Origin of the sequence: Stutzerimonas stutzeri, assembly GCF_009789555.1 — a bacterium.
Taxonomy (GTDB): Bacteria; Pseudomonadota; Gammaproteobacteria; order Pseudomonadales; family Pseudomonadaceae; genus Stutzerimonas; species Stutzerimonas stutzeri_R.
Map to the genome: position 1 here is coordinate 3,697,749 of NZ_CP046902.1, position 13,158 is coordinate 3,710,906.

A 13,158-nucleotide genomic window follows, 5' to 3' on the forward strand; every position below is an offset into this window, starting at 1 on the left:
ATCAGCCTTCCAGTTCGGCCCAGCGCTCCAGCAAATCGTCGAGTTCCTGTTGCAACGCCTCGAGACGAGATATCGTTTCGCCAGTACGCTCTGCAGTCTGCTGATAGAACGCCGGCTGCGCAATTTCGGCTTGCAACGCAGCGATGTTTTTTTCGACTGCGTCTATTTTTCCCGGTAACGCTTCCAGTTCCCGCTGCACCTTGTAGCTGAGCTTCTTCTTTGCCTGCGCGGGCTCGGCAGCTGATGGCGCGGGCGTGCCCTGCGAGGCTTCGCCCTTCGCCTCTTTCGAGTCCTTCGCATCGGCGACGCCTAGCAATCTGGCCGATCCACCCTGGCGCAGCCAATCCTGATAGCCACCGACATATTCGCGAACGACCCCGTTGCCCTCGAACACCAGCGTGCTGGTGACCACGTTATCCAGGAATGCCCGGTCGTGGCTGACCATCAGCACGGTGCCCTGGAAGCCGAGCAGAACCTCCTCCAGCAACTCGAGGGTTTCGACGTCCAGGTCGTTGGTGGGCTCGTCGAGGACCAACAGGTTGGCCGGCTTGCTGAACAGCTTGGCGAGCAAGAGGCGTGCCCGCTCTCCGCCAGACAGCGCCTTTACCGGCGTTCGGGCGCGTTGCGGGCTGAACAGGAAATCGCCGAGGTAACTGAGTACATGGCGATTCTGGCCATCGATGGTAATGAAGTCGCGCCCCTCGGCGACATTGTCGATGACGGTCTTCTCCAGCTCCAACTGGTGACGCAACTGGTCGAAATACGCCACTTCCAGGCGCGTCCCGGCTTCGACGCTACCGCTGGTGGGCTGCAGGTCGCCAAGCAGCAGTTTGAGCAGGGTGGTCTTGCCGGTTCCGTTGGCACCGAGCAGCCCGATCCGATCGCCACGCTGCAGCACCATCGAGAAATCTCGGATCAGCGGCTCGCCACCCGGATGGGCGAAGCTCGCCCGCTCGACGACGATCACCTGTTTGCCGGACTTCTCCGCCGCCTCGACCTGGATGTTGGCCTTGCCCTGGTGCTCACGGCGCTCGCGGCGCTCGGCACGCAACGCCTTGAGCGCGCGAACGCGCCCTTCGTTACGGGTACGACGGGCCTTGATGCCCTGGCGAATCCACACTTCTTCCTGCGCGAGCTTCTTGTCGAACAGCGCATTGGCTGTCTCTTCGGCCGCCAGTTGCTGTTCCTTGTGCACCAGGAAGCTGGCGTAGTCGCCGTTCCAGTCGATCATGTGGCCCCGATCCAGTTCCAGGATGCGCGTCGCCAGATTCTGCAGGAACGCACGGTCGTGGGTAATGAACAGGACCGCACCGTTGAAGCCCGTCAAGGCTTCTTCCAGCCACGCGATCGCACCGATGTCCAGGTGGTTCGTGGGCTCGTCCAGCAACAGCAGATCGGGCTCGGACACCAGCGCCTGGGCCAGCAGGACGCGCCGCCTCCAGCCACCGGAAAGCTCGGCCAGGGTCTTGTCGGCCGGCAATTGCAAACGGCTCAGTGTGCTATCGACCAGTTGCTGGAGTCGCCAGCCGTCCTTCGCTTCGAGCGCCTGCTGGACATGCATCAGCTTGTCCAGGTCGGCTTCGTTGTGGATGTTCTGGCTAAGGTGATGGTATTCAGCGAGCAATTGGCCGACGCCCGACAGGCCTTCGGCTACCACGTCGAACACCGTGCGTTCATCGGCGCGCGGCAGCTCCTGCGGCAGTTCGCCGATCTTCAGGCCAGGCGCGCGCCAGATCTCGCCATCGTCCGGCAGTTGGCTGCCCTTGACCACGCTCAGCATGCTGGACTTGCCCGTACCGTTACGGCCGATGATGCACACCCGCTCACCTCGAGCAATCTGCCAGGACACGCCATCGAGCAATGGATTGTTGCCATAGGCGAGGGACACATTGGTCAATTTGAGCAGGGTCATGGCGATCTCCGGAAAACTGGGCGCGCAGTCTAGCAGAACGCGCCGACCGGACGGGCGCCACCGAGCGCATCCCCCCTGTCATGCATGCGCTCCGACTGCCAGCCAGACCGCTCCAGACATCGATCGCCTGCTGGCCCTGCCTGCTGCGGCACGACGGGCGAGCAACACTTCGTCGGAACCTTCCGCTTTGATTGTTTCAAGCGATTAATCCTCGTTTAACTGCCTGCCTGGCCGAGCTAAGCTAGCCGCGCCATCTCCATGCCCCCGTTTTCGGAAGTCTCATGCGCAGTCGACTCTCCAGTATCTGTTTTTGCCTTCTGTTCACTGCCATCAGCCTCGAAACCGCCCACGCCGCCAGCCTTCAGCAGCAACGGCAGTATTTCGACGAAGCCAAGCGGGCGCTGGCCAAGGGAGACAGCGGCCCCTATCGGCGCTACGCCAGTGCGCTTCGCGATTATCCGCTCGAACCCTACCTGGCCTACGACGACCTGACTGCACGGCTGAAAACGGCCAGCAACGAGGAGGTCGAAAAGTTTCTGGCCGAACACGGCGACCTGCCCCAGGCCAGTTGGATGAAACTGCGCTGGCTCCGGTTGCTGGCGGCCCGTGGCGACTGGCAGCCCTTCGTCGCCCATTACGACCCGAAGATGAACTTCGCCGAACTGGACTGCCTGTTCGGCCAGTATCAGCTCGCCAGCGGTCAGACGAAGCAAGGCTACGAGACCGCCAAACGGCTCTGGCTGGTCGGAAAATCGCAGCACAACGCCTGCGATTCGCTATTCGAACGCTGGGAAGGCGCCGGGCAGCTCACCGAACAATTACGCTGGCAGCGCACCAAACTGGCGGTCGAGGGCGGCAACTACGGCCTTGCCAGCTTCCTGGTCAAGAGCCTGCCGACGCTCAAATCGCAGGGCGAGTTGCTGGTCGATGTCGCGCAGAAACCACAGATGCTGGACCAGACAAGCCGCTTCATGCCGGCCAGCGAAGCCATGGGCGATATCGTCTCGATCGGCCTGCGCCGGCTCGCGCGCACGGACCCCGAAAAGGCCCTCGGCCTGCTCGACAGCTATGCCAGGCGTATGTCTTTCTCGACCGACGAAAAGGTCGCAATCGCCCGCCAGATCGGCCTGACCCTGGCCAAGCGCTTCGATGCGCGCGCACTTAAAGTCATGGCCGAATACGACCCTGAGCTGCGCGACGATACGGTCAGCGAATGGCGCGCGCGCCTGCTGTTGCGTCTGGGACGCTGGGACGATGCCCACGCACTGACCCAACGGTTTCCGGAGGAACTGGCCAACAGCAACCGCTGGCGTTACTGGAAGGCGCGCAGCCTGGAGCTGGCGAAACCCAACGATGAGCAGGCCGCCCTGCTCTACCGGCCGGTAGCCAGCGAACGAGACTTTTATGGCTTCCTGTCGGCCGACCGCATCCAGGCGCCCTACACGCTCAACCATCAGCCGCTCGCGCTGGACCCGAAGGTGACGCAGAAAGTCCGCAACACCGCGGGCATCCGCCGCGCGATGGAATTCCATGCCCGAGGCCAGATCGTCGACGGGCGCCGCGAGTGGTACCACGTCAGCCGCCTGTTCAGCCGCGACGAGCTGGTCGCCCAGGCGCGGCTGGCCTACGAGATGGAGTGGTATTTCCCGGCCATCCGCACCATCAGCCAGGCCAAGTACTGGGACGATCTGGACATCCGCTTCCCGATGGCCCATCGCAGCAGCCTGGTGAACGCGGCGAAGGCACGGGAAATTCACCCGAGCTGGGCGTTCGCGATTACTCGCCAGGAAAGTGCCTTCATGGCCGATGCCCGCTCGCACGTCGGGGCCACGGGCCTCATGCAGTTGATGCCGGCCACTGCGAAGGAAACCGCCAAGCGCTTCGGCATCCCGCTGTCGTCCCCTCAGCAAGTGCTCAATCCCAGCGTCAACATCCAGCTGGGGACCGCCTATCTCAGCCAGATCTACGGGCAGTTCAAGGGCAATCGGGTGCTGGCGTCCGCGGCTTACAACGCCGGACCCGGGCGGGTTCGACAGTGGTTGAAGAATGCCGAACACCTGCCGTTCGACGTCTGGGTCGAAAACATCCCATTCGATGAGACTCGCCAGTACGTTCAGAACGTGCTGACCTACTCGGTGATCTATGGGCAGAAGCTCAACGCACCGCAACCCCTGGTCGAATGGCATGAGCGCTACTTCGACGGGCAATGATGCCTGCCGTGCCGCTCGAATTCCTCGGGGTTCGAGACGGCGGCGCCCGCGGCATGTACCGCGGGTTGCTGCCCTATCCGTCGGTCAGCGGGCTACTCGAGTACTTCGACCGACATGCCTACCTTCAGCACACCGGCACCCTCGGCGATAAGGTTCTGGCCGAAGAACACGCCGCCGTCGCCCTTGCGGTATTTCATAAGCGTGGCCAAGGGTTCGCGGCTCGGGTTCAGCTTGCCGTCGAGTGGATCGATGGTCGGAATGATGCAACGCGAACAGGGCTTGACCACGCGAAATTCCATCTCGCCGATGCGGATACGCCGCCAGCCATCCTCGGCGTAGGGCGCGGCGCCGGCAATCAGCAGGTTCGGCCGGAATCGACGTACGTCAAGCAACTGCCCCACGCGCGCTGACAGATCGTCGAGCGACCGCTGGCCGATCAGCAGAAACGGAAATCCGTCGGTGAATCCGGTTCTCTCTCCAGGACGCGCATAATCCTGGTCGATCTGGATGCCCTGGGCAGTCGGCAGATGCACGAGCCGGCACGGTCGTTCGAGCACGCGTGTCAGCCAGGCCGCCGCGGCATCACCCGCATCGGGCGCCTGCAGGCTTTGGCGCCAGATCGACACACCCCGGCTGGGGTTATCCGACCCGGGAACCGCCACCCGCAACGTTTCCATGCCCGGCGCGTCGAGCAGCACTGCCTCGTCTGCCTGCCACCGTGCGTCCAGCAAGGCCATGCGCGGCAATACCCGTTGCGTGAGAAATTTCCCTGTCGCGGCATCGACGACCATCCAGCGACGGTCGCCGCCCAGACCCAGTTCATCGCATCGCCCCTCATCGAGCCATTCAGCGGAACCGGACTTGAGTGGAAAACGGTACAGCGCGCAAAGGTGCATGCAGGTGCCTCGATCGGATGGACAGGTCAGCGCGTTTCGTCCAGCAACAGACGTTCGCGGACGACGTCCACCAGTTTCTCCGGCTGGAACTTGGAAAGGAAGTTGTCACAACCGACTTTTTGCACCATCGCCAGGTTGAAGCTTCCGGAAAGCGAAGTGTGCAGCACGACATGCAGGTCACGTAGCCGCGGGTCGTTGCGGATCTCGGTGGTCAGCCGGTAGCCATCCATCTCCGGCATTTCAGCGTCGGTGAACACCATCAGCAGGCGATCGGTGAGCACCTCGCCGGCATCGGCCCACGCCCTGAGCCGGTTCAGCCCTTTGAGTCCGTCACTGGCCGCATGCACCGTGATGCCGAGCTGGCTCAGGGTCTCGCGCAGTTGCGCCAGGGCAACCGTCGAGTCATCCACACAGAGGACCTCGCGGCCCCTGGCACGCTCCAACAGCGGATCTGCCAGGCGTTCAGGGGCAATGCTGGTGTTGTACGGGACGATCTCGGCCAGCACTTTTTCCACATCGATTACCTCGACCAGCCTGTCCTCGACCTTGGTGATCGCGGTGAGGTAATGCTGGCGCCCGGCCGTGGTCGGCGGCGGCAGCACCTCTTCCCAGTTGAGGTTGAGGATGCGCTCGACGCCGCCAACCAGAAACGCCTGAATCGATCGGTTGTATTCCGTCACGATAATGGTGCTGCGCTCATCCGGCACCAGCGGGCGCAGGCCTATGGCGCGCGACAGATCGATCACCGGCAACGTCTGGCCACGCAGATTGACCACCCCGCAGACGGAACCGTGGCGATGCGGCATGAGGGTCATCTTCGGCAGTTGCACGACCTCCTGCACCTTGAACACGTTGATCGCGAACTGCTGGCGGCCGGAAAGCCGGAACATGAGGATTTCCAGACGATTCTGCCCCACCAATCGGGTGCGTTGATCGACTGACTCTAGAATGCCGGCCATTGCGGGCTCCTTGCGAATACGGGACATGCCGGGCTATCGGCCGCAGCCGTCCGTGCTTTATCCGCGCGCACAAGTATTTGTGCGTGTCAGGCCGCGTGCCGACCGGCGGCCCGGCGCATCAGGCTGACGCGTGGTTGCCACGCTGCAGCGGCTCATGGCGCAGCAACGGAGAGTCTTCGGGCAGGTGCAGTCGCAGGGCCCGACGCTTCACCGAAAAACGCATGCGATTCGCCGCCTTGGGTTCGCCGTCGAGGTTGATATCGATTTCATCCGGCGCCTCGACTTCGAGCCACGGCACGCGCGCGGTGACCGAAACGGTGTCGATGCCAAGCAACCCGCCACTGAGCAGCGTGCCCAGCGTCCCCACCGTATCGGCCGGCGCCGGGACGATACAGACATCGAGCAGCCCGTCATCGATCGATGCCTGCGGGCAGAGCTGCTGGCCACCGCCTGACTGGCGGCCATTGCCAATGCCCAATGCGAGGAAATCGCCTTCCCAGGTGAAGTCAGGCCCCGCGAAACGTCCCCATGCCGCGCGCAGTTCGTTGAAACGCGACAAGCCGGTCAGCAGGTACGCGCTGCCGCCCAGGACCCGCTTCAGCTCCTCGGAAGTCGTTGCGGTCACTTTGGAGCCGAAGCCACCGGTCGCCATGTTGAGGAAGGTCTCGCCGTTCATTTCGCCGACGTCAACCCTCACCGGCTCGCGCTCGAGCAAGGTCAGCGCCTCGAACGGGGCAAGCGGTATCTCGGCGGCGCGGGCGAAATCGTTGGCGGTACCCAGCGGCACTATCGCCAGGCTGGCATCGCACCCACTGTCGATCAGGGCGCGCGTCATTTCGCGCACGGTGCCGTCGCCGCCGCCGGCAACCAGCGTTCGGTAGCCCGCGGCAAGCGCTTCGTGCACCAGGCGCTCGGTGTCACCGGCCTCCCAGGTCACTCTTACGGCCAGTTCGTTCCCCAGTTGGCGCCATTCGTTGACAGCCTCGCGCAGTTCGTCGTTGAGGGCCTGCTTGCCATGCAGGACAAGTAACGCCTTGGGTTCATTCATGCTGATCGCTTCCGTTTCGAGGCCCGCAGATAAGACCCGTCCGGTTGCAGGAAGTTGTGCCAGACCCACCGAAAGCGGGTTAAGCCGGCAAACGCCTGGCAGCGACCATCGGTCAGACGCGGGCGCTGGAAAAACGCGTCAAATCAGCAGGCTGAAAAATTTTAATCATATTTATCAGATGGTTAGATGCACCTTCTGATCCTTCCTGTCTGCTTAGTACTTTGCGTCCGGTCGGTGAACTCATTTCCAGCAAGGCGGTCGGAGCACATGTCCAGGTGAAGGGTTGCGATAGCGGCCTGCCATCAGAACCGCGGATCGCGGCGATCAAAACGAGTATTGAGCTAGCAATAGCCGTAGGAAGGAGCCTTGTATGCGCTTACAGTCCGTTGGAACCCTTGAGTACGCCCACCCCAGTTTCGTTGATTATTTTCTCGCCAGCGTTCGCCTGATTCACGGGTTGACCGCGGTGTTGCCGGGCGTCCTGTTGTTGCTGTTCCTGCCGCTCGAATTGCCGGTAGGTGGTGGAACCTTCAGCACCTTCCTGATGTTCTTCGGTGTGATCAGCGTAGTGATCTTCCAATCGGTCGGCATCTACAGCGAGGAAGTGTTCAGCACCCTGCTGCGCTTTCGCACGATGCTGGTGGCCTGGGCCGCGGCGTTCAGCCTGCTGGTCTTCATGCACCAGGGACTCGGCATGTTCAGCTACCTGGAAGCCAAGCACCTGACGTTCTGGTTCATCACCAGTGGCGTACTGTTTGGCGCCGAACGGCTGATGATGCTTGCACTGTTCCGCCGGCTGATGGCCAAGGGCGTATACCTGCAGAACGCGGTGATCCTCGGCGGTACCGACAACGGCCTGCGCGTCGCCGAATACCTGGCTCATCACCGCGACATCCGTACCGGTGTGCTTGGCTTCATCGATGACCGCCTGGAGCGCCTGCCCAAGACCCTGGCCGACCTGCCACTGCTGGGCAACACACGCGACCTGGAACAGATGATCCGCGAAGAAAAGGTCACCCAGGTGCTGGTCGCGCTGCCCTGGTTCGCCGACAGCCGCATCGGGCAGGTGATCAACGAGTTGCGCAAGCTACCGGTCAACGTGCTGCTGGTGCCGGACATGGTTGCCTTCCGCCATGCCAACAAGCGCATCACCGAGGTGGGCGGCCTGCCGACACTGATCGCTTCCGATTTGCCGTTGCGCGGCTGGTCGCCCATGTTCAAGCGCATCGAGGACATCGTTCTGTCCAGCCTGGCGCTGCTGGCCGCCGCCCCCGTGATGCTGCTGCTGGCGCTGGCGATCAAGCTGGATTCTCCCGGCCCGATTCTGTTCAAGCAGAAGCGTTACGGCTACAACAATCGGTTGATCGAGGTGTACAAGTTCCGCTCGATGTACCACGCCAAGTCCGATGCGAACGCTGAACGCCAGACCACCCGTGACGACGACCGCATCACCCGGGTCGGCCGCTTCATTCGCAAAACCAGCCTCGACGAACTGCCGCAGCTGCTCAATGTGTTCCTGGGCAGCATGTCGATGGTCGGCCCACGCCCCCACGCGACCGCCACCAAGGCTGCGGGCGTCTTGTTCGAAGACGCCGTCTCGGAATATTCCGCGCGCCATCGCGTCAAGCCGGGTATCACCGGCTGGGCGCAGATCAATGGCTACCGCGGCGAGACCGATACCCTGGAAAAGATCGAAAAGCGCGTCGAGTACGACCTGGATTACATCGAGCGCTGGTCGGTCTGGTTCGACATATACATCCTCGCTCGGACCATCCCCGCTCTGCTGCTCAACAAGGACGTCTACTGACTGCCGCTCGCATTGACAGCCTCACCACGGCGACCACCAGCCCGTGCACGAGCACACGCAGGAAGATTGAACTAATGAAGCGAGCCAATATCAGATTTGCGTTCTGTGACGCGCATGCCCACCCGCCCATGAATCCAGGGCTCAGAGGCTAAGCAGCATGTTCCAGAACATATTGATCGTCTGTGTCGGCAATATCTGCAGAAGCCCGGCGGCCGAAGCGTTGCTCACACACAGACTCCAGGGAAAAGGCCTGACGATCAGCTCGGCAGGCATAGGTGCACTAGTAGGCAACCCAATGGACAAAACCGCACATGAGGTGCTTGCGGACCACGGCCTGGAACACAGGGCCCACCGTGCTCGGCAGGTCGACAGCGAAATGCTGCACCAGGCTGACCTGATCCTCACCATGGAGCAGAGCCACGTCCAGCACATCCGCCAGATAGCGCCTGAGGTACATGGCAAGACATTCCTGATGGGCAAATGGCTGGACGACATGGAGATTCCCGATCCCTTTCGTCAATCCAAGCCCGCATTCGAACATGTTCACAGTCTTCTGACGCAATCCGTCGAAAGCTGGCTTCCCTATCTGAAATAAGAAGAAGGAACTTCAATGACCACCATGCCGCGCCCAATCTATGAAACCAAAGAGGACAAGGACATTGACCTGGCCCACCTCTTTGACACGCTCATCAACAACCGTGCCCTGATCCTGACCATTACCGGCTTCTTTGCCGCGCTGGGTGTCGCTTACGCGCTGCTTTCGACACCGGTCTACCTGGCCAGCGCCATGATCCAGATCGAGCCGAAGAACGGCCTGCCCAGCCTCACCGATGTCGTGGGCAACGCGCCCGCGGTGTCGCCGGCACAGACCGAGATCGCGCTGCTCAAGTCACGCTCCGTCGTCGGCGGCGCGGTGGAAGCACTGAACCTCGATATCATCATCGAACCCCACCATTTCCCGCTGATCGGCGGCTTCATGTATCGCCGCTTCGAACCTACCGAGGAAGGCGAACTGGGCTGGTACCCGGACGGCTTCGAATCCTACGCGTGGGGCGGAGAATCCTTGCGTGTGACGCAGTTGATCGTACCGGACGCCATGCATGGCGAAGAGCTGACCCTGGAGGCGGCCGAGAACAACGGTTTTATCCTGCGCGACCCCGACGGTGAAGTCGTCGCCCAGGGCGTGGTTGGCGAGCCGGTCGAAACGCCGGACTACGGCATTACCGTCATGGAACTCAATGCGCGCCCAGGCACCACGTTCACCGTCATCAAGAACCGCACCTACGCCACCACCGAGGATTACCGCAACCGCCTTTCCGCCGGTGAGCTGGGCAAGCAGTCCGGTATCATCAACGTCACCCTGGAAGGCACCGATCCGGACAAGGCCATCGAGGTGCTGGAAGAAGTGGCGCAGCGCTACGTCAACCAGAACGTCGCCCGCAACGCCGCCGAAGCGACGCAGAGCCTCGAGTTCCTCAGCGAGCAGGTGCCGGAGGTTCGCAAGAAGCTCGATGCCGCGCAGACGGCGCTGAACAAATACCAGACCGGTAACCGCTCGGTCGACATTTCGGCCGAGACCCAGTCGGTTCTCGATCGCATTGTGGACCTTGAAAAGCAGATCTCCGAGCAGAACCTCAAGCGCACCGAGATGGAGCGCCGCTTCACCCGTCAGCATCCGAACTTCCAGGCGCTGATGAACCAGATCAACCAACTGCAGACGCAGAAGACCGAACTCGAGAAGCAGATCGGCACCCTCCCCTCCACCCAGCAGGAGCTGCTGCGCCTGACCCGGGACGTCGAGGTGTCGTCGGAAACCTACTCGATGCTGCTGAACAAGACGCAGGAGCTGGACATCATCCGCGCCGGTACCGTGGGCAACGTGCATATCGTCGACCACGCCGATGCCGACATCGATGATCCGGTCAAGCCGAACAAGCCACTGATTGTCATTGCCGCCACGCTGCTCGGTGGGCTGCTCGCCATCGCCTTCGTCTATGTCCGCGAAGCACTCAAGCGTGGCGTGGAGAACCCGGAAGAAATCGAACGTGCCGGCATCCCGGTGTACGCCGCCATCCCCTTCAGCGAGAAGCAAGGGATGCTGGAAAAGCGCCTGGCCAACTTCAAGCGTGACAAGAGCAGCGCCTCTTATCTGCTGTCGATCAACGATCCGGCTGACCTGGCGACCGAGGCCATGCGCAGCCTGCGCACCAGCCTGCACTTCGCCATGATCGAGGCCAAGAACAACATCCTGATGATCACCGGCCCCAGCCCCGCCGTCGGCAAGTCGTTCGTCACCAGCAACCTGGCGGCCGTAATCGCGCAATCGGGCAAGAAGGTGCTGCTGGTCGACGCTGACATGCGCAAGGGCTATCTGCACAAGGTCATGCGTTGTCAGGGCGAGAAGGGCCTTTCGGACATCCTGTCCGGCCGCATCACGCTGTTCGACGCCATCCAGAAGACCCAGCTTAACAACCTGCACGTGATCGCTCACGGTCAGTTGCCGCCGAACCCGTCCGAACTGCTGATGCACGAGAACTTCTCTCGCTTCGTCAAGGAAATCAGCAGCATGTACGACATGGTGATCTTCGATACGCCGCCGATCCTCGCGGTCACCGATGCCGCCCTGGTCGGCAGCCAGGCAGGCACCACACTGATGGTGACCCGCTATGGCCTGAACGGCGTGAAGGAAATCGAGGTAGCCAAGCGCCGCCTCGAACAGAACGGACTTCTGGTCAAGGGCGTGATCTTCAACGCCGTGGTTCGCAAGGCATCGAACTACAGCGAGTACGGCTACTACCAGTACGACTATCAGAGCAAGTAAGTGCACCCGGCATGCCCGCATGCCGGACACGAACATCGCTCGCCATCCATTGGCCCGCATCGACCCATTCGCTCCGTTCGCCCGCCTCGCCAGGCGAACGGCCCGCACCGGTTGCCGAGCTGCGCAGGCAAGACCGCGTAGCGGCCAGGTGGCTCACTCGACGATCAAGGTAGAACACATGGCAGGTCTCTTTCAGTCGCCCTCTTTCGGCGCGATACGGCGGGTGGCCGCTCTGCTGTTGGCCGGCTGCGTAACGATCGCCCAGGCCCAGCCCAGCGAAAAGAGCGCAGGTATCGATCTGATCGGTATCAATATGTCCGGCGCCAATTTCGCCCCCCATATCACGCCTGGAAAAGTAGGCACCAACTACTTCTATCCGGAAAAGAAATACTTTCAGTACTACGCGCAGAAGAATATTCGACTGATTCGTTTTCCCTTCATCTGGGAACGACTCCAGCACGACCTGCACAAGGGTTTGAATTTCGACCAGATCCGCCTGCTGCGAAGGACGCTCGATTACGCCGCCCAGCATGACCAGAAGGTCATCCTGGATATGCACAACTACGCGCGCTACAAGGGCAAGCTGATCGGGTCGAAGCAGGTGCCCTACGAGGCCTATGCCAATGTCTGGCGCAAGCTGGCCCAGACGTTCAAGGACCATCCGGCGCTGCTGGGCTACGACATCATGAACGAGCCCCACTCTACTGACGGCTTGTGGCCCGCGGCGGCCCAGGCAGCCGTCGATGCGATCCGCCAGGTAGACATGAACACCCTGATCTTCGTCGAAGGCGATCGATGGGCCAGCACCTTCCACTGGCGCTACGTGAATGAGGATTTTCTCATCGAAGATCCCGCGGGCAAACTGGTCTACGAGGGGCACTTGTATTTCGACAAGGATTTCTCCGGACGTTATGCCCGCGACGAAACGGTCGATCCGATGCTCGGTGTAGAGCGTGTCCGGCCATTCGTCGAGTGGTTGCAGGAGCACAACCTGAAGGGATTCGTGGGTGAATACGGTGTGCCGGGACACTCCGAGTCGATGCTGGTCGCGATGGACAATATGCTGGGCTACCTCAACGAACACTGCATTCCCAGCGCCTATTGGGCGGGCGGTCCCGGCTGGGGCAAGTACGTGCTGGCCATCGAGCCCATCGACGGCAAGGACAGGCCGCAGATGGATGTCCTGCAAAAGCACATCGCCAACGACTGTACGCAATACGGACCGACGCCGCGCCCATGAGCCATGTCGTCTGCCCTGGCCAGCGCCGCCCGAACGGGCGCCGGTGGAGCGGCGATCGCAGTCAGAAATTTTTGGCGAAACCCGGCACTCGCACGCAACCCAACCCCCAACTGGTTGTCCAAACTTTCGACCGAGGATCAGCGGGTTAATCCGAGCGGAACTCGAATGACCCGCGGTTATCCAATGCGTCTGGTTAGCGACGCGCTGTCGGGGTTGAATCGACGCCCCGCAGCGACACATGACGACGCTTGGAAGCATCGCAAGG

The 13,158-nt window shown here is 61.8% G+C and carries 9 protein-coding genes; 5 read left to right on the forward strand and 4 right to left on the reverse strand.

Annotation, left to right across the window (positions count from 1 at the left end; genetic code table 11):
• Position 1: 1 nt before the first annotated feature.
• Positions 2-1,912 (reverse strand): ATP-binding cassette domain-containing protein, encoded by a 1,911-nt coding sequence (locus GQA94_RS16970; RefSeq protein ID WP_158189114.1) that lies wholly within the window; start codon positions 1,910-1,912, stop codon positions 2-4.
• Positions 1,913-2,193: 281 nt separating this feature from the next.
• Between GQA94_RS16970 and GQA94_RS16975 the strand changes: the two genes are divergently transcribed.
• Entirely contained in the window at positions 2,194-4,122 is a 1,929-nt protein-coding gene (locus GQA94_RS16975; RefSeq protein ID WP_158189115.1) for a transglycosylase SLT domain-containing protein, read from the forward strand.
• A 92-nt stretch (positions 4,123-4,214) separates the two neighbouring features.
• Here GQA94_RS16975 and GQA94_RS16980 read toward each other — a convergent pair whose 3' ends face one another.
• From GQA94_RS16980 to yegS, 3 genes are all read right to left on the reverse strand, one after another.
• A complete protein-coding gene (locus tag GQA94_RS16980; RefSeq protein ID WP_158189116.1) occupies positions 4,215-5,018 on the reverse strand; it encodes an MOSC domain-containing protein in 804 nt (267 codons plus the stop codon).
• A 26-nt stretch (positions 5,019-5,044) separates the two neighbouring features.
• Positions 5,045-5,977 carry a chemotaxis protein CheV gene (locus GQA94_RS16985; protein WP_158189117.1) on the reverse strand — a complete coding sequence of 311 codons (933 nt, stop codon included), beginning with the start codon at positions 5,975-5,977 and terminating at the stop codon, positions 5,045-5,047.
• 118 nt (positions 5,978-6,095) lie between these two features.
• On the reverse strand, positions 6,096-7,025 hold the full coding sequence (gene yegS, locus GQA94_RS16990; RefSeq protein WP_158189118.1) for a lipid kinase YegS: 930 nt from the start codon (positions 7,023-7,025) through the stop codon (positions 6,096-6,098).
• Between the two features lie 370 nt (positions 7,026-7,395).
• On the opposite strand from yegS, the gene GQA94_RS16995 reads away from it, so the two are divergent.
• The 4 genes from GQA94_RS16995 to GQA94_RS17010 all read left to right on the forward strand — a co-directional run bounded on the left by GQA94_RS16995 (position 7,396) and on the right by GQA94_RS17010 (position 12,893).
• Positions 7,396-8,832: an undecaprenyl-phosphate glucose phosphotransferase gene (locus tag GQA94_RS16995; protein WP_158189119.1), complete on the forward strand. Its 1,437-nt coding sequence runs from the start codon at positions 7,396-7,398 to the stop codon at positions 8,830-8,832.
• 157 nt (positions 8,833-8,989) lie between these two features.
• Positions 8,990-9,427: a low molecular weight protein-tyrosine-phosphatase gene (locus tag GQA94_RS17000; protein WP_158189120.1), complete on the forward strand. Its 438-nt coding sequence runs from the start codon at positions 8,990-8,992 to the stop codon at positions 9,425-9,427.
• A 15-nt stretch (positions 9,428-9,442) separates the two neighbouring features.
• On the forward strand, positions 9,443-11,653 hold the full coding sequence (locus GQA94_RS17005; RefSeq protein WP_158189121.1) for a polysaccharide biosynthesis tyrosine autokinase: 2,211 nt from the start codon (positions 9,443-9,445) through the stop codon (positions 11,651-11,653).
• 178 nt (positions 11,654-11,831) lie between these two features.
• Complete coding sequence (locus GQA94_RS17010) at positions 11,832-12,893, forward strand: glycoside hydrolase family 5 protein (protein ID WP_158189122.1); 1,062 nt, start codon at positions 11,832-11,834, stop codon at positions 12,891-12,893.
• Positions 12,894-13,158 lie beyond the last annotated feature (265 nt).